19 protein-coding genes are annotated in these 15044 nt (G+C 56.4%); 14 read left to right on the top strand and 5 right to left on the bottom strand.

All coding sequences use genetic code 11. The annotated features are described in order from the left end of the window. Positions 1–33: 33 nt before the first annotated feature. Complete coding sequence (locus ETG88_RS00910; protein ID WP_100780649.1) at positions 34–429, top strand: lysozyme inhibitor LprI family protein; 396 nt, start codon at positions 34–36, stop codon at positions 427–429. Here the strand turns inward: ETG88_RS00910 and rutR are convergent. Then, complete coding sequence (gene rutR, locus ETG88_RS00905; protein WP_129034363.1) at positions 426–1064, bottom strand: HTH-type transcriptional regulator RutR; 639 nt, start codon at positions 1062–1064, stop codon at positions 426–428. The genes ETG88_RS00910 and rutR overlap by 4 nt on opposite strands. A 289-nt stretch (positions 1065–1353) precedes the next feature. Here rutR and rutA point away from each other — a divergent pair, with 289 nt between their 5' ends. The 7 genes from rutA to rutG are packed head-to-tail and all read left to right on the top strand — an operon-like array spanning position 1354 to position 6797. After that, the gene (rutA, locus tag ETG88_RS00900) at positions 1354–2445 is read left to right on the top strand and encodes a pyrimidine utilization protein A (RefSeq protein WP_129034362.1); all 1092 of its coding nucleotides are present in this window, start codon (positions 1354–1356) and stop codon (positions 2443–2445) included. Beyond that, positions 2445–3137: a pyrimidine utilization protein B gene (rutB, locus tag ETG88_RS00895; RefSeq protein ID WP_129034361.1), complete on the top strand. Its 693-nt coding sequence runs from the start codon at positions 2445–2447 to the stop codon at positions 3135–3137. The genes rutA and rutB overlap by 1 nt, the downstream gene beginning before the upstream one ends. Positions 3138–3148: 11 nt before the next feature. Continuing rightward, positions 3149–3535, top strand: coding sequence for a pyrimidine utilization protein C (gene rutC / locus ETG88_RS00890; protein WP_100780653.1), 387 nt, complete (start codon positions 3149–3151; stop codon positions 3533–3535). A gap of 7 nt (positions 3536–3542) precedes the next feature. After that, entirely contained in the window at positions 3543–4343 is an 801-nt protein-coding gene (gene rutD, locus ETG88_RS00885) for a pyrimidine utilization protein D (RefSeq protein WP_129034360.1), read from the top strand. A 9-nt stretch (positions 4344–4352) separates the two neighbouring features. Next, entirely contained in the window at positions 4353–4943 is a 591-nt protein-coding gene (locus ETG88_RS00880; RefSeq protein ID WP_129034359.1) for a malonic semialdehyde reductase, read from the top strand. A gap of 9 nt (positions 4944–4952) precedes the next feature. Continuing rightward, positions 4953–5447, top strand: a complete 495-nt coding sequence (rutF, locus tag ETG88_RS00875; protein ID WP_100780656.1) for an NADH-dependent FMN reductase RutF — start codon at positions 4953–4955, stop codon at positions 5445–5447. Positions 5448–5468: 21 nt separating this feature from the next. Then, positions 5469–6797: a pyrimidine utilization transport protein G gene (gene rutG / locus ETG88_RS00870; RefSeq protein ID WP_102105575.1), complete on the top strand. Its 1329-nt coding sequence runs from the start codon at positions 5469–5471 to the stop codon at positions 6795–6797. Between the two features lie 93 nt (positions 6798–6890). Here the strand turns inward: rutG and ETG88_RS00865 are convergent, their stop codons facing one another. Continuing rightward, positions 6891–7796, bottom strand: a complete 906-nt coding sequence (locus tag ETG88_RS00865) for a DMT family transporter (RefSeq protein WP_129034358.1) — start codon at positions 7794–7796, stop codon at positions 6891–6893. Between the two features lie 139 nt (positions 7797–7935). Next, the gene (locus ETG88_RS00860; protein WP_100780659.1) at positions 7936–8112 is read right to left on the bottom strand and encodes a con-10 family general stress protein; all 177 of its coding nucleotides are present in this window, start codon (positions 8110–8112) and stop codon (positions 7936–7938) included. Between the two features lie 391 nt (positions 8113–8503). On the opposite strand from ETG88_RS00860, the gene wrbA reads away from it, so the two are divergent. Beyond that, positions 8504–9100: an NAD(P)H:quinone oxidoreductase gene (wrbA, locus tag ETG88_RS00855; RefSeq protein ID WP_100780660.1), complete on the top strand. Its 597-nt coding sequence runs from the start codon at positions 8504–8506 to the stop codon at positions 9098–9100. Positions 9101–9119: 19 nt separating this feature from the next. Continuing rightward, positions 9120–9347, top strand: a complete 228-nt coding sequence (locus ETG88_RS00850; protein WP_100780661.1) for a YccJ family protein — start codon at positions 9120–9122, stop codon at positions 9345–9347. Between the two features lie 33 nt (positions 9348–9380). On the opposite strand, the gene agp is transcribed toward ETG88_RS00850, so the two are convergent. Beyond that, on the bottom strand, positions 9381–10622 hold the full coding sequence (gene agp, locus ETG88_RS00845) for a bifunctional glucose-1-phosphatase/inositol phosphatase (RefSeq protein ID WP_129034357.1): 1242 nt from the start codon (positions 10620–10622) through the stop codon (positions 9381–9383). A gap of 148 nt (positions 10623–10770) precedes the next feature. On the opposite strand from agp, the gene ETG88_RS00840 reads away from it, so the two are divergent. Together ETG88_RS00840 and ETG88_RS00835 are read left to right on the top strand one after the other, a co-directional pair. Continuing rightward, a complete protein-coding gene (locus tag ETG88_RS00840) occupies positions 10771–11211 on the top strand; it encodes a winged helix-turn-helix transcriptional regulator (protein ID WP_100780663.1) in 441 nt (146 codons plus the stop codon). A 158-nt stretch (positions 11212–11369) separates the two neighbouring features. Next, a complete protein-coding gene (locus ETG88_RS00835) occupies positions 11370–12164 on the top strand; it encodes an SDR family NAD(P)-dependent oxidoreductase (RefSeq protein ID WP_129034356.1) in 795 nt (264 codons plus the stop codon). A 1-nt stretch (position 12165) separates the two neighbouring features. Here ETG88_RS00835 and ETG88_RS00830 read toward each other — a convergent pair whose 3' ends face one another. Beyond that, entirely contained in the window at positions 12166–12525 is a 360-nt protein-coding gene (locus ETG88_RS00830) for a winged helix-turn-helix transcriptional regulator (RefSeq protein ID WP_100780665.1), read from the bottom strand. Positions 12526–12625: 100 nt separating this feature from the next. Between ETG88_RS00830 and ETG88_RS00825 the strand changes: the two genes are divergently transcribed. Together ETG88_RS00825 and dgcJ are read left to right on the top strand one after the other, a co-directional pair. Continuing rightward, positions 12626–13375 (top strand): SDR family oxidoreductase, encoded by a 750-nt coding sequence (locus ETG88_RS00825; protein WP_129034355.1) that lies wholly within the window; start codon positions 12626–12628, stop codon positions 13373–13375. Positions 13376–13521: 146 nt separating this feature from the next. Continuing rightward, complete coding sequence (dgcJ, locus tag ETG88_RS00820) at positions 13522–15039, top strand: diguanylate cyclase DgcJ (protein ID WP_233446105.1); 1518 nt, start codon at positions 13522–13524, stop codon at positions 15037–15039. The last annotated feature ends 5 nt before the right edge of the window (positions 15040–15044 follow it).

Below are 15044 nucleotides of genomic sequence, written 5' to 3'. Positions count from 1 at the left end.
TAGCGCGTCCGGCTTTTTTATACGGAGGGTAAAATGAAACGAGTATTGATTGCCGGCGCGGTATTGCTCTTCAGCGCTAACGCGCTGGCGGATGAGTGTGCCAGTGCGACCACCCAGACCGATCTGAACACCTGCACCGCCCAGCAATATCAGGCGGCAGATAAAAAACTGAATCAGACGTACCAGGCCGTGATGAAGCGTGCTGCCGTGCCCCAGCGTGATTTACTGAAAAAGGCCCAGCAGGCGTGGATTGGACTGCGTGATGCCGACTGCGCCTTTGCCGGTTCCGGCACCGAAGGCGGCAGCATCCAGCCGATGATCATTAATCAGTGCATGACGGAAAAAACCGTCGAGCGCGAGGCGTTTCTGGCCTCGCTGATGCAGTGCGAAGAAGGCGATTTGAGCTGCCCGCTGCCGCCAGGCAATTAACGCAGGCGAATCCCTTCAATAATCAGACGCTGCACGTTATCCACCGCACTCTGGAAAAACGCTTCATCCTGGAGCGTTTTTCCGGTCACGGCTTCAACCTGGCTGGCAAAGTCAGCGTAGTGTTGGGTCGAGGCCCAAATCATGAAAATCAGGTGCTGCGGATCGATTGGCGCCAGCTTTCCGCTCGCCACCCAGCCCGCAATGATGGCCGATTTGTCGTCGATCAGCTGCTTTAAATCCCCCGTCAGTTCCGCCTGCAACAGCGGCGCACCTTGCAGCATCTCCATGCAGAACAGCTTCGACGCCTGCGGATGGTCGCGGGAGACCTCCAGCTTGAGGCGAATGTACTCTTTGATCGCCACTAGCGGCGCCAGTTCTTCGCGAAACGCTTTCAGCGGCGCCAGCCAGATATCGAGAATTTGCTGCAGAACGGCGACATAGAGCGCTTCTTTCGACGGGTAGTAGTAGAGCAGATTGGTTTTCGACACGCCGGACAGCTCCGCCACCTGCTCCAGACGCGTGCCGTGAATGCCGAACCGGGAAAAGGTCTCCAGTGCGGCTTTCAGAATGGCCTGCTTCTTGGCGCTCACCGCCCGCGAACGTTTACCTGCTGTTTGCACTGCGCCTTGTGTCATGCCTGCTCTCCTTGTTGATGTGCGTTCAGCATAGCAAAACCCCTCGCTTCTCACGACATTCTGCACCTCAATCGCGCATAACTGCCTGATTTGTGTGCATCGCTTTTGACCAGTTAGTCCACTTTTACCGGCATCTTTTTAACAACCATCAGTTAACACACTAATAACAAAGCCATTTTCAAAACTGGCATTCCCTTTGCAAAACCTATCTCACGAGGCTGAACAGGAAATGCAGGATGCAGCGCCACGTCTGACTTTCACCCCACACTGAGTTGAAGAGAGGTTCGTGATGAAAATTGGCGTATTCGTCCCTATCGGCAATAACGGCTGGCTAATCTCCTCCCACGCGCCGCAGTACATGCCGACCTTCGAGCTGAACAAAGCCATTGTGCAAAAGGCGGAGCATTACCATTTCGATTTTGCGCTCTCGATGATTAAGCTGCGCGGTTTCGGCGGTAAAACCGAATTCTGGGATCACAATCTGGAGTCCTTCACCCTGATGGCGGGCCTGGCGGCGGTGACCTCACGCATTCAGATTTACGCGACGGCCGCCACCCTCACCCTGCCCCCGGCGATTGTGGCGCGAATGGCGTCGACCATTGACTCTATCTCCGGCGGTCGTTTCGGCGTGAATCTGGTGACCGGCTGGCAAAAACCGGAATACGAGCAGATGGGGCTGTGGCCGGGCGATGAGTATTTCTCGCGCCGCTATGACTATCTCACCGAGTACGTGCAGGTCCTGCGCGATCTGTGGGGCACCGGCAAGAGCGATTTCAAGGGCGATTACTTCACCATGAACGACTGCCGCGTCAGCCCGCAGCCCTCCACGCCGATGAAAGTGATCTGCGCCGGACAAAGCGACGCAGGCATGGCGTTCTCGGCGCAGCACGCAGATTTCAACTTCTGCTTCGGCAAAGGCGTCAACACCCCGGCCGCCTTCGCGCCGACTGCAGCGCGGATGAAAGAAGCGGCGGAAGTGACCGGGCGCGAGGTCGGTTCTTATGTGCTGTTTATGGTGATCGCCGACGAAACCGACGAGGCCGCGCGGGCGAAATGGGAGCATTACAAAGCCGGTGCCGATGAAGAAGCCCTGAGCTGGTTGACGGAACAGAGCCAAAAAGACACGCGTTCCGGATCGGACACCAACGTGCGCCAGATGGCGGACCCGACCTCCGCGGTCAACATCAACATGGGCACGCTGGTCGGCTCTTACGCCAATGTGGCGCGAATGCTTGATGAAGTTGCCAGCGTGCCCGGTGCCGAAGGCGTGTTGCTGACCTTCGACGATTTCCTTACCGGCGTGGAAACCTTTGGCGAGCGCATTCAGCCGCTAATGCAGTGCCGCACACATATTCCCGCCGTCACCAGGGAGGTCGCGTAATGACGACGTTACATGCACGCCCGGAAGCCATCACCTTTGCGCCTGAGCATAGCGCGCTGATCGTGGTGGATATGCAAAACGCCTACGCAAGCCAGGGCGGTTATCTGGATCTGGCCGGATTTGACGTCTCGGCCACCCGTCCGGTAATCGACAATATCAACACCGCCGTTGCCGCCGCCCGCGCGGCGGGCATGCTGATTATCTGGTTCCAGAACGGCTGGGACGATCAGTACGTGGAAGCCGGTGGCCCCGGTTCGCCTAACTTCCACAAATCCAACGCGCTGAAAACCATGCGCAAGCAGCCGGAGCTGCAGGGAAAACTGCTGGCAAAAGGGGGCTGGGATTACCAGCTGGTGGATGAACTGGTGCCGCAGCCCGGCGATATCGTGCTGCCCAAACCGCGTTACAGCGGCTTTTTCAATACCCCGCTCGACAGCCTGCTGCGCAGTCGAGGCATTCGCCATCTGGTCTTCACCGGGATCGCCACCAACGTCTGCGTGGAATCGACCCTGCGCGACGGCTTTTTCCTTGAGTATTTCGGCGTGGTGCTGTCAGACGCAACGCACCAGGCCGGGCCGGAGTTCGCGCAGCAGGCCGCCCTGTTCAATATCGAAACCTTTTTTGGCTGGGTCAGCACCGTCGCCGAGTTTTGCGATGCCATCTCTCCGCCATCGTTAGCCCGTATCGCCTGAGGAGCCACACTATGCCGAAATCCGTGATCATTCCCGCAGGCACCAGCACGCCGATTGCGCCCTTTGTACCCGGCACGCTCGCCGACGGCGTGGTGTATGTCTCCGGCACGCTGCCGTTTGATAAGCACAACAACGTGGTCTATCCCGACGACCCAAAGGCGCAAACCCGCCACGTTCTCGAGACCATCAGGAGCGTTATCGAAACGGCGGGTGGAACGATGGAGGACGTTACCTTCAACAGCATTTTTATCACCGACTGGAAAAACTACGCCGCGATTAACGAAATTTACGCCGAGTTTTTCCCCGGCGACAAACCGGCACGGTTCTGTATCCAGTGCGGACTGGTAAAGCCCGAGGCGCTGGTCGAAATCGCCACCGTTGCGCATATCGGAAAATGAGGTTGCCATGAAAATATCCGTTTCACCGCCCCCGTACGCCGGTGCGCCGGTGGTGGTTCTCATTGCCGGGCTGGGTGGCGCGGGTGGCTACTGGCTGCCGCAGCTGGCAGTGCTGGAGCAAGAGTATCAGGTGGTGTGCTACGACCAGCGTGGGACCGGGAATAATCCCGAGGCGTTGCCCGAGGGCTATTCTCTCGCGCAGATGGCGCAGGAGCTGTATCTGGCGCTGACAGAGGCAGGCATTCCGCGCTTTTGCGTGGTGGGACACGCGCTGGGGGCGCTGGTCGGCCTGCAGTTAGCTCTCGATCACCCTGAGGCGCTCACCGCGCTGGTGTCCGTCAACGGCTGGCTAACGTTAAACGCCCATACCCGCCGCTGCTTTCAGATCCGCGAGCGGCTGCTGCATGCGGGCGGCGCGCAGGCCTGGGTAGAGGCGCAGCCCCTGTTTCTCTACCCCGCAGACTGGATGGCGGCCCGTGGCCCGCGCATGGAGGCCGAAGAGGCCCTTGCGCTCGCCCATTTCCAGGGGAAAGCGAATCTGCTGCGTCGGCTTCAGGCCCTGAAACAGGCGGATTTTAGCCGGGATGCGGCGCGGATTCGTTGCCCGGTGCAGGTGATCTGCTCCGCAGACGATCTGCTGGTGCCCGCCGTCTGTTCGTCTGCGCTGCACGCCGCGCTGCCCCACAGCGAAAAAGTGGTGATGCGCCAGGGCGGACACGCCTGCAACGTCACCGATCCCGATACGTTTAATACGCTATTGCTGAACGGGCTTGCCAGCCTGCTGCATACGCGTGAAAAAGTGCTATAAGGAGCCGCCATGAGCGAAGCCATCAACCCGAGCGCGCTGACAACGCTCTTTACCGACGCCCGAACGCACAACGGCTGGCAGGATATTCCGGTCAGCGATGAGACGCTGCGTGAGATTTACGACCTGATGAAATGGGGACCGACCTCCGCCAACTGCTCCCCCGCGCGGATCGTGTTTGTTCGCACGGCCGAAGGCAAAGAAAAACTGGCGCCGGCCCTCTCCAGCGGCAATCTGGCAAAAACCCTTGCCGCCCCCGTCACGGCGATCGTGGCGTGGGACAGCGAATTTTATGAGCGTTTACCTGAACTGTTCCCCCACGGCGATGCCCGCAGCTGGTTTACCACCAGCCCGGAACTCGCCCAGGAGACGGCGTTTCGCAACAGCTCCCTGCAGGCGGCCTATCTGATCTTCGCCTGTCGCTCTCTGGGGCTGGATACCGGGCCAATGTCCGGCTTTGATCCGCAAAAAGTGGATGCAGCCTTTTTCACCGGCACCGGTCTGAAAAGCAATCTGCTGATCAATATCGGGTATGGCGATGCGAGCAAAGTCTATGCCCGACTGCCGCGTCTGACCTTTGAAGATGCCTGCGGGCTGGCGTAAGGAGCAAACATGAGCGTACCGGATCAACAAACCTTTCGCGACGCGATGGCCTGCGTCGGCGCGGCGGTGAATATCATTACCACCGATGGCCCTGCCGGACAGGCGGGATTTACCGCCAGCGCCGTGTGCAGCGTGACCGACTCTCCGCCGACGCTGCTGGTGTGCCTGAATCGTGGCGCGTCCGTCTGGCCGACGTTTAGCGAAAACCGCACCTTGTGCGTCAATACCCTCTGCGCCGGACAAGAGCCGCTGTCTAACCTGTTCGGCGGGAAAACGCCGATGGCGGAACGCTTCGCGGCGGCAAACTGGCAGACCGGTGAAACGGGCTGCCCACGGCTGGAGGAGGCTCTGGCGTCGTTTGACTGCCGCATCAGCCAGGTGGTCAGCGTCGGTACCCACGACATTCTGTTTTGCGACATTGTCTCCATTACCCGCCACCCCGCGCCGCAGGGACTGGTGTGGTTTGATCGCGGCTATCACGCACTCCTGCGACCCGCCTGTTAACCCTCCTTAAGGAGACAGCTCATGGCCTTGTTCAGTTTTCCCCACTGGCAGTTAACCTCGACCTCCACTGAACGCGGCGTGGTCGCGCCGGATGAGAGGCTTCCCGTCCTACCCACCGTGGTGATGGGGGTTCAGCATGCGGTCGCTATGTTTGGCGCGACGGTGCTGATGCCCATTCTGATGGGGCTTGATCCGAATCTGTCGATCCTGATGTCGGGGATTGGCACGCTGCTGTTCTTTTTCATCACCGGCGGGCGCGTGCCGAGCTATCTTGGCTCAAGTGCCGCTTTTGTCGGTGTGGTGATCGCCGCCACGGGCTATAACGGCCAGGGCATCAACCCCAATCTTAGTATCGCCCTCGGCGGCATTATCGCCTGCGGGTTTATCTACACCCTGATTGGGCTGGTGGTGATGAAGGTCGGCACCCGCTGGATCGAACGCCTGATGCCGCCGGTCGTGACCGGGGCGGTGGTGATGGCGATTGGCCTGAATCTCGCGCCTATCGCGGTGAAAAGCGTCTCCGGCTCGTCTTTTGATAGCTGGATGGCGGCGGTGACGGTGCTGTGCATTGGTCTGGTCGCGGTATTTACCCGAGGAATGATTCAGCGGCTGTTGATCCTGGTGGGGCTGATCGCGGCCTGCCTGGTGTATGCCCTGATGACCAGCGTGCTGGGGCTGGGTAAACCGGTCGATTTTACGCTGGTGCAAAACGCCGCCTGGTTTGGTCTGCCGCACCTCACCTCCCCCACCTTTAGCGGACAGGCGATGATGCTTATCGCGCCGGTCGCGGTGATTCTGGTGGCGGAAAACTTAGGCCATCTCAAAGCGGTCGCTGGAATGACCGGGCGTACCATGGACCCGTACATGGGGCGCGCGTTCGTGGGTGACGGGCTGGCCACGATGCTCTCTGGCGCCGTGGGCGGCAGCGGCGTGACGACATACGCGGAGAATATCGGCGTGATGGCGGTGACCAAGGTTTACTCCACGCTGGTGTTTGTCGCCGCGGCGGTGATTGCCCTGCTGCTGGGCTTTTCTCCGAAATTCGGGGCGCTGATCCACACCATTCCGGCGCCGGTGATTGGCGGAGCGTCGATTGTGGTGTTTGGTCTGATTGCCGTGGCAGGCGCTCGCATCTGGGTGCAGAACCGTGTGGATCTCAACCAGAACGGCAACCTGATTATGGTCGCCGTAACGCTGGTGCTCGGTGCAGGGGATTTCGCACTGACGCTCGGCGGCTTTACTCTGGGCGGGATTGGGACGGCGACCTTTGGCGCGATTTTACTGAATGCGCTGTTGAGTCGGCGCACGGCTGAGGTTACTCAGGCTGAAGTGGTGCGTCAGGATTCCTGACAGAAGGTTTGTGCCGGGTAATGGCGCGTCGCCTTACCCGGCACAGGATAGCGCTGGCAGAGTGAATGGCCGCGCTTCAGGTACAATAGCGCGTTATTCGAGGGTCAGATCGGCCGCTTCACGGCGTCTCTTTTTTAGCTTTAACTCACTGACCAGCACACCCAGCACGATAAACGCCGCACCTAACAGCGCCAGCAGTGGCAGGCGTTCGCCCACCAGACGGCCAAAAATACCGGCCCAGACCGGTTCACCGGTGTAGATGACGGTGGCGCGCGTGGGCGAAACGCTGCGCTGCGCCCAGTTCATTGTCACCTGAATAATGGCGCTGAAAATTCCCAGACCGAGCGCCACAACCACCAGCCCGGTGGACATCGGCGGCACCGATTCGCCCGCAGGCACCATCGCGATAAAGGCCACTATTGAGGCTGTTGCCAGCTGCACGACGGTCACCCGTTTAACGTCGACCTTTCCGGCCCAGGCGCTGATCAGAATAATTTCCGCCGCGATCGCCACTGCGCCAATCAGCGTAATGATTTCGCCCGGCCCCATCGCCAGCAGGTTGTCACCCGGTCCTGCAAGCAGGATCAGGCCAATAAACGCCAGCACGATACCGATGCAGGACATCAGCCCCGGCATTCTGCCCAGACACAGCCACTGCAGCAGCGGCACCAGCGGAACATACATCGCGGTAATAAACGCCGATTTGCTGCTGGGGATCGTCTGTAAACCCCAGGTTTGCAGGCTGTAGCCCATCGCGATAGCAACGCCAATCGCCACTCCAGCCTGTAGCTCTTTCAGGGTCAGACCGCGCAGGGTTTTTAGTGAAATCAGCGCCACCGCAATCGCCGCCGTGGCAAAACGCAGCCCGACGAAGAAAAAGGGATCGCTGAGCGTCACCGCGTATTGCACCGCGAGGAACGTACCGCCCCAGAACATGGTGATCAGAATCAGGATCGCTTCCTGGGGTTTGATGGAAAAGGCGTAACGAGAGGAGGACATGAGCTACCTGCAACAAGAGTCAATCCGCTAGTGTGCGATGGCTTTGGTTACAGTTCAATGTCATGAAACGAAAAAACCGCCGGGGAAACCCGGCGGCAGGGGGATATTTCAGGTTGGGTGACACTGAAATGGGGAGACGCTAACTCTTATTACTGCTCCCATGACTGTTTTTGCCCCCTTTTTTGCCAGCTTCAGATGCACGCTGCGGGTCATTCTTGAAGTTGCCCCCGCTCTGCTGGCCACCTTTACGACCTGCTTCTGATGCTCTGTCACGGTCTTCAGCGAAATTACCTGACCCACCACGATGGTTTGCCATCTCGAACCTCCAGAATATGAAACATTAGACATCATACTGCATTCAGTAAAAGAGGATTCTTTCACCTGACGACACAAGGTCAGTGCCTTTGTCTGCGTCGCGTGAAACTAAGCTTAGTGGAATGAGCCGATCCAGCCAGTAAACGGTAATATTCTGCAACATGAAATCAGCCATTCGTGTGAGATCGCGAAAGCGAGACCAATAAGCTCCTCTTATCATTCAGGAAACGCGATTTCTTAAAAATGTTTCATTTTGCTACAAGGAATCGTCTTAGATATCTTGTTATAAATCAAAGAAATGGCTTTCAGGTTTGCAGTCTGGCCGTGGCGTCTTATCTTTAAAAGAACGCAGCGATTCGCTGCCAGAAACCACAATCGAGGAGTGATGCAAGATGGCAAAAGTTCTGGTGCTCTATTATTCCATGTATGGACACATTGAAACCATGGCTCATGCGGTGGCGGAAGGCGCAAGTAAAGTGGATGGTGTTGAGGTCGTGGTAAAACGCGTACCGGAAACCATGAACGCCGAGGCGTTTCTAAAAGCAGGCGGTAAAACACAGAATGCGCCGCAGGCAACCCCGCAAGAGCTGGCCGACTATGACGCCATCATCTTTGGTACCCCAACGCGCTTTGGCAACATGTCCGGGCAGATGCGTACCTTCCTGGATCAGACCGGCGGGCTGTGGGCGTCTGGCGCACTGTACGGCAAACTGGCCAGCGTCTTTAGCTCAACCGGGACCGGCGGCGGGCAGGAGCAGACGATCACCTCCACCTGGACTACCCTTGCCCATCACGGGATGGTGATTGTGCCGATTGGCTACGGTGCGCAAGAATTGTTTGATGTTTCACAGGTGCGCGGCGGGACACCGTACGGGGCGACCACCATTGCTGGCGGCGACGGTTCGCGTCAGCCAAGCCAGGAAGAGCTGGCCATCGCCCGTTATCAGGGTGAGCACGTCGCGGGCCTCGCGAAAAAACTGAACGGTTAACCTCAACAGGAGGACAAGCATGCCAACTCAACAATCCAAAGCTCATCACGTCGGTGAGTGGGCAAGTTTACGCAATACCTCTCCAGAAATTGCCGAGGCGATCTTTGAAGTCGCGGAATATGACGAGAAGCTGGCGGAGAAAATCTGGGAGGACGGGAGCGATGAAGTGCTGGTCCGTGCCTTCGACAAAACAGACAAAGACTCGCTCTTCTGGGGCGAGCAAACCATCGAACGTAAAAACGTCTGACCGTTGCCCCCCGCCGAAGCGGGGGGTTTTTACTTATTTCGCCGCGTCGTTCATCAGCGTATTAAATTTATCAATCGGGCAGAAACCGTTGGTATCCACCGGACAGTCTTTCAGTTCGAGCGTCACACGCTGCGCCGGAGATTTCAGCGACAGCACATCGGCGTTTCGCAACTGCTCTGAGCTTTGATAGACATACTCAATTTTCATCAGGTCACGATTCGCACTCTTATCATGCCAGCGTTGGAAAACAATTTTCCCGCCAATCGGCGTGCGTTCGTGCTGGTCATGCAGCTGATAAGGTTTGAAATCCAGCGCCGTCAGCAGCGATGCGATGTTGGAGTCATGCCCCACCAGCACGGTGATTTTCGGTGCTTTCGCCTGATCGGTGACCAGTGCCTTATCGATATATTTCACCAGCGGTTTGGCGACGTTTCGCGCCACTTCCGTGGAGGTGAAAAGAGAATCCTGATAGCCATTTTTCAGCTGTGACAGGACACGCCACTGCTGGTCCGTCTTGATTTCGCCCCACGCCACCTGATCCAGCGGGAAGCCTTCGTAATACTGCAGCGTAAAGGCATCCACCAGCGAGTTGCCCACTTTAAGCGGACCAGAGACGCTCGGCTCTTTTTCATAATCGGCGGTGAAGGTGTCTTTGGCCTCGGTCAGAGAGCACTCTTTTTTCTCTTTGCAGGACGGGGAATCCGTGTATTTGGTGATCTGCTCCAGCAGCTTGTAGCTCTCATCCAGCTTCATGCCCTGGCGCTCGGTCTCCATCGCTTTGATCGCTTTTTCGCGGAACTCCGGCGAATTATCAGTGATCACCGGGTTAAAGGTCGGGTCCATGGTGCCCATTTTTTCCTGATGATGCACCGGCACATCACAGCCAGGGAAAGCCCCGGTGATAAAGAACTGCGCGGTCGCGACGGTACGTTGCAGACTGTTGGCATAGGTATAGACCGCATCAGCCGGTGGGCATTCGCCAGTGGTCACCATCCCCTGCTCCGCCAGCCATTCACGCATGTAATGGCCCATATAGACTTCGAGCACGCCGCCTTTGGTGGTGAGCTGCCCGCCCGGCACCTCCCATTCCGGCCATTTGCCCGGCGTGGACTGCTCCAGCACGCTGCCGTTATTCGCCAGCGGCGCGCGCAGGTTGTGGCGGCTCATGATCAAAACCTGCTGCAACTGATAGCCTTCCGGGGCCGGTTGCGCCTGAACGCCAGAGGTCATTGTTACGGTGCCAGCCACTGCAATAGCGAGTAGTGTTTTTCTCATCCCTTGTTCCTCACGTATTATTATCGTCGATATGATTGTGACAGATTGATGACATATTTCCGGGAACCATTTCTCAAACTGATAGTTATCTCTTTTTACGCGGGCGAAAAAAGGTTTTATAATAAAACTATCAACCTCAGGAGTGACTGTGAAACGAACCCGTCTTGAAGAGAGTACCTGCCCCGTCGCCCGTTCGCTCGATATTATCGGCGACTGGTGGTCGCTGCTGATTGTGCGCGACGCCCTGCGCGGGCTGAAGCGCTTTGGGGAGTTTCAGAAAAGCCTCGGCATCGCCAAAAATATGCTTGCCACGCGCCTCAAGCTGCTGGTGGAAGAAGAGATTCTGGTGTTGCAGCCCGCCTCCGACGGCAGCGCCTGGCAGGAGTATGTCCTGACCGAAAAAGGCCGTGCCCTGCAGACAGTGCTGGTGGCGTTGTCACAGTGGGGCAATGAATTTCTGTTTGCGGAAAATGAGCTGGGAAGCGTGCTGGTGGATGCCGAACATCGTCAGCCGCTGCGTAAGCTGGCGCTTATCGCGCACGATGGCCGCGAACTGACGCCGGACGAGGTGGTCCCAAAGCTCCCTTAGCCCTTATTTTCAATACATTAGCCGTACCTTCGCCCTCCTTCTGACCGCAGAATAAAAATAATCTCCGCAAATTGGTTGCATTATAAAACCAAATATCTCACAGTTGATTCAGTTTCATATTGAAACCATTAATCCACTCCGCTTTGAGGTAACACGCAATGACAACTCAACACTCGACCGCGTTGATCACAGGGGCATCATCCGGTATTGGCGCGGTGTACGCCGATCGTTTCGCTGCGCGGGGCATCAACCTGGTGCTGGTCGCCCGCCGGGAAGATCGTCTGAACGCGCTGGCATCGCAACTGCGTGAACGCTATAGCGTTAACGTCGAGATTCTGGTTGCTGACCTGACACAAGAGACGGGGATCCGCGCCGTCGAAGAAGTGCTGCACAGTAATAACGCCATCGACACGCTGGTCAATAATGCAGGCACGGCGCAAATGGCACCGTTCCTCGCCAGTGATGCCGCCTCGCATCAGGCCATCAATACTCTCAACACGACTGCGCTGATGCGTTTGACGCTCGCGGTTCTTCCACGTCTGGCGGAAAACCGTCGCGGTACGCTGATCAATATCGCCTCGGTGCTGTCGATCCACGCCCGTGCGGGCAGCGCGCTCTATAGCGCCACCAAAGCGTGGGTGCTCAACTTTACGCGCGGATTGCAGGAAGAGTTTGCCGACAGCGGCGTGCGGATTCAGGCGGTGTTACCTGCCGCCACCGCGACTGAAATCTGGGAAATTTCGGGTGTCTCGATGAACGATCTGCCGGAAGGATCGGTGATGACCACCGACAATATGGTCGATGCGGCACTCGCCGGGCTGGATCAGGGTGAACTGATTACTATCCCGCCAATGCACGATGTGCAGCTGTGGGAGGACTATGAAGAGGCGCGTCTGGCCCTCTTCAACAGCGCGCGCACCGGCGTCCCGGCCCCACGTTATTTCAGTCGTTAAACTAGCGCTCCAGCTGGTCGCCGTACTCCCGCATCCAGGCGGCCAGCGGAGAGAGCGCGCTCTGCAGCGTCAACCCTAACGCCGTGATCTGATACTCCACCCGCGGCGGGATTTCCGGATAAATGGTGCGCGACACCAGCCCACGCTGTTCAAATAATCGCAGCTGTTTGGTCAGCTCTTTTTGTGTGATGGGGGCGGCGGCGCGCAGCAAATCGCCAAAACGCACCGGGCTGTTCAGCACAATCAAACGATAGAGAATGGGGATTGCCCATTTGCCCGAAATCAAATTCACAAACTGCGTCATCGGACAGGATTCCGTCGCAGAATTTTTTTCGCAGGTTAGTTCGCCTGTTTGCGCCATAGCACACCCTTCGCCTCATTAGTATCCAAATGGTACCTGGTTTCTTTTGGATACTAACGTTTCTATAGTGCTTTCTCCAGTGACATTTCAGGAGATAACCATGGGTCGTTTAGCAGGTAAATATACGCTTATTACAGGGGGTACCAGCGGCATCGGTCTGGCGACAGCACAGGCGTTCATCGCCGAAGGAGCACACGTCGCGGTGACCGGACGTAACCCGGACACTCTGGCCGAGGCCCAGCGCGTGCTGGGGGACAACGCCTGGGTGATCGCCACCGACGCGGGGAAAATTGCGGAACAGAAACAGCTGGCAGATACCCTCGCCGCACGCTGGCCGCGACTGGATGCGGTGTTTATCAACGCCGGTGATGTGACGCACGGGCTGCTGGAAGAGTGGCGCGAAGAGGCGTGGGATCGGTTGATGGGCATTAACCTCAAAGGCCCGTTCTTTCTGGTGCAGGCCCTGCTGCCGCTGTTGAATAATCCCTCTTCGGTGATCCTGTGCGGCTCGGTGAGCGCGCGGATCGGCTTACCCACCAGCAGCGTGTACGCGGCCAGTAAGGCAGGTCTGCTGTCGCTGGCGCGGACGCTTTCAGCGGAACTTCTGCCACGTGGCATTCGCGTGAATGGCTTAAGCCCTGGTCCGGTAGAAACCCCGGCGCTGAACAAACTGGGGCTGAGCGCAGAGGCACAGAAAGCGCTGCAGGGGGATATCGCAAGCCTGGTCCCACTTGGGCGTATGGGTACGCCGCAGGAACTGGCGAAAGCGGCGCTCTATCTCGCGTCCGATGAGTCCAGCTATACCGTGGGAATCGACCTGCTGGTGGATGGCGGAACCGGGAGTCTGTAATTTCACAGGCGCGATATAGCGGAATTCGTGCCGGTATATTGCGCCTGGTTTAATAAGCATTCAAATATAACTTCACTGAATAATAGTCTGTTTCAATGTTATACTTACGAATAGTCTTAGGTGGTATTGCAAAGGAATTAACCTTCTTGTCACAACGTAAATATATCACTGCAACGATAATTATCATTGCCTGCACAACGTCAATATTCGCAACGTTAATTTCACATGAAGTAAAGAATCTTCATGGTTATATGGGTTACATTGCCGAGAATGGGAAATCGGCCCTTTTCCATGAAGAATTTATTAATGAGGATATCGCCTATCGTTTATCTCGCGCGTTTTCTAAACAAGCGGCCTCAGGCGTGAATACTAAAGAAAAAGCCAAATCGCTCTGCAAGAATGTTGAAACTGTTGGCGAGATCAAAGGCTTTAATCTGGTGGCGAGAACGACCATTCTTCTGGAGGGGACCCTTCAGACGCGAAATACCGCCTGCGAAGCCTGGGGGCAGGATGTACTCGCCCTGCCCGTCATTAATATGACGGAGACAGTTGCCTCGTCAAAGTACACTTTTTCCAACTATACGGGCTACGCGTTTAATAGCACCCGATATTATATTGACCTCGTAAACAACTATATTTACATCAACCATCTGGTGAACACGTTTGACTACACCTTTGGTAACTGGCTGGTGGCCGACGGGGACAGAATCAATCTCGCAAACAACCCGAACACCATTACGATAGATGATAACGCGCTGGAAGACCTGATCCAGGGCGAAAATATTGTGACGCACATTTATAAAGATGCCTATACCAGACGAAATATTATTAGCATGATCAAGCCGGTATTTTTTGATGGAAAAATAAAAGGTCTGCTGATCACCGACATTAATATTCACGATCTGGCCACATCGTTTATTACTCCTGACCGCCCAATATTGTGGAAATTCCTCTCCCTGTATGTCACGGATAATACCACCGGGGGGAATATCATTTTCCATAAACCGATCCTTAGGTCGCTGGATCTGATTAATTATAAAGATGAAATGACGCAGTACTATACCCTGCACGTTAAGCTCGATGCGATTTACGTGGTGATTTTGACTTTCTGGCTGGTGCTGCTTTACGTCCTGGCTACCGTGATGCTGCTGCGCTATGCCCGCAAACAGTTTATCCGCCAGAAATTACTCTCCCGCGACAATATTACCGATGTGTTAACCGGGCTGTATAACCGCAAAGTGATCACGCCAGAACTCAACCAAAAAATTCAGTTACTGGTGGAGAGAGATATTCCCGTCACGGTGATTGCTATAGATAGCGATGGACTCAAAAGAATCAATGACACATTAGGTCATCATATGGGCGATAAGGCGATTCAGTCCCTGGGGCTGGCGCTGGCTCAGTCGATTCGCAAAAGCGATTACGGAATCCGGCTCGGCGGCGACGAGTTTTGTTTAATTCTGATCGACAATAATATTGACCGCTCCCGGGATATGATTGCGCGCATACAAGGTTATTTGCAGACCATTGATACGGAAAAAATGGTGGCGTTCTCCTGGGGGAGTTACCAGATGCGCGAGGGTGATACTCTGGAGGAGGCAATGCTGAAGGCGGACGCGCTGCTATATCAGCATAAACGGACCAAATACGCAGATCGCCAGTAAGCGGA

Origin of the sequence: Lelliottia nimipressuralis (assembly GCF_004115925.1) — a bacterium.
In the GTDB taxonomy this organism is placed as follows: domain Bacteria; phylum Pseudomonadota; class Gammaproteobacteria; order Enterobacterales; family Enterobacteriaceae; genus Enterobacter; species Enterobacter nimipressuralis.
Note: the sequence above shows the minus strand (reverse complement) of the source record. Positions and strands in the feature narration are given on the sequence as shown.

Bases quoted from the DNA above. Each gene is read 5' to 3' on its own strand.
- rutC (WP_100780653.1), top strand. From the start codon at position 3,149: ATGCCGAAATCCGTGATCATTCCCGCAGGCACCAGCACGCCGATTGCG.
- rutR (WP_129034363.1), bottom strand. From the start codon at position 1,064: ATGACACAAGGCGCAGTGCAAACAGCAGGTAAACGTTCGCGGGCGGTG.
- ETG88_RS00880 (WP_129034359.1), top strand. From the start codon at position 4,353: ATGAGCGAAGCCATCAACCCGAGCGCGCTGACAACGCTCTTTACCGAC.
- ETG88_RS00850 (WP_100780661.1), top strand. From the start codon at position 9,120: ATGCCAACTCAACAATCCAAAGCTCATCACGTCGGTGAGTGGGCAAGT.
- ETG88_RS00860 (WP_100780659.1), bottom strand. From the start codon at position 8,112: ATGGCAAACCATCGTGGTGGGTCAGGTAATTTCGCTGAAGACCGTGAC.
- ETG88_RS00865 (WP_129034358.1), bottom strand. From the start codon at position 7,796: ATGTCCTCCTCTCGTTACGCCTTTTCCATCAAACCCCAGGAAGCGATC.
- rutB (WP_129034361.1), top strand. From the start codon at position 2,445: ATGACGACGTTACATGCACGCCCGGAAGCCATCACCTTTGCGCCTGAG.
- rutD (WP_129034360.1), top strand. From the start codon at position 3,543: ATGAAAATATCCGTTTCACCGCCCCCGTACGCCGGTGCGCCGGTGGTG.
- ETG88_RS00825 (WP_129034355.1), top strand. From the start codon at position 12,626: ATGGGTCGTTTAGCAGGTAAATATACGCTTATTACAGGGGGTACCAGC.
- rutF (WP_100780656.1), top strand. From the start codon at position 4,953: ATGAGCGTACCGGATCAACAAACCTTTCGCGACGCGATGGCCTGCGTC.
- wrbA (WP_100780660.1), top strand. From the start codon at position 8,504: ATGGCAAAAGTTCTGGTGCTCTATTATTCCATGTATGGACACATTGAA.
- ETG88_RS00910 (WP_100780649.1), top strand. From the start codon at position 34: ATGAAACGAGTATTGATTGCCGGCGCGGTATTGCTCTTCAGCGCTAAC.
- ETG88_RS00830 (WP_100780665.1), bottom strand. From the start codon at position 12,525: ATGGCGCAAACAGGCGAACTAACCTGCGAAAAAAATTCTGCGACGGAA.
- rutA (WP_129034362.1), top strand. From the start codon at position 1,354: ATGAAAATTGGCGTATTCGTCCCTATCGGCAATAACGGCTGGCTAATC.
- rutG (WP_102105575.1), top strand. From the start codon at position 5,469: ATGGCCTTGTTCAGTTTTCCCCACTGGCAGTTAACCTCGACCTCCACT.
- ETG88_RS00835 (WP_129034356.1), top strand. From the start codon at position 11,370: ATGACAACTCAACACTCGACCGCGTTGATCACAGGGGCATCATCCGGT.
- agp (WP_129034357.1), bottom strand. From the start codon at position 10,622: ATGAGAAAAACACTACTCGCTATTGCAGTGGCTGGCACCGTAACAATG.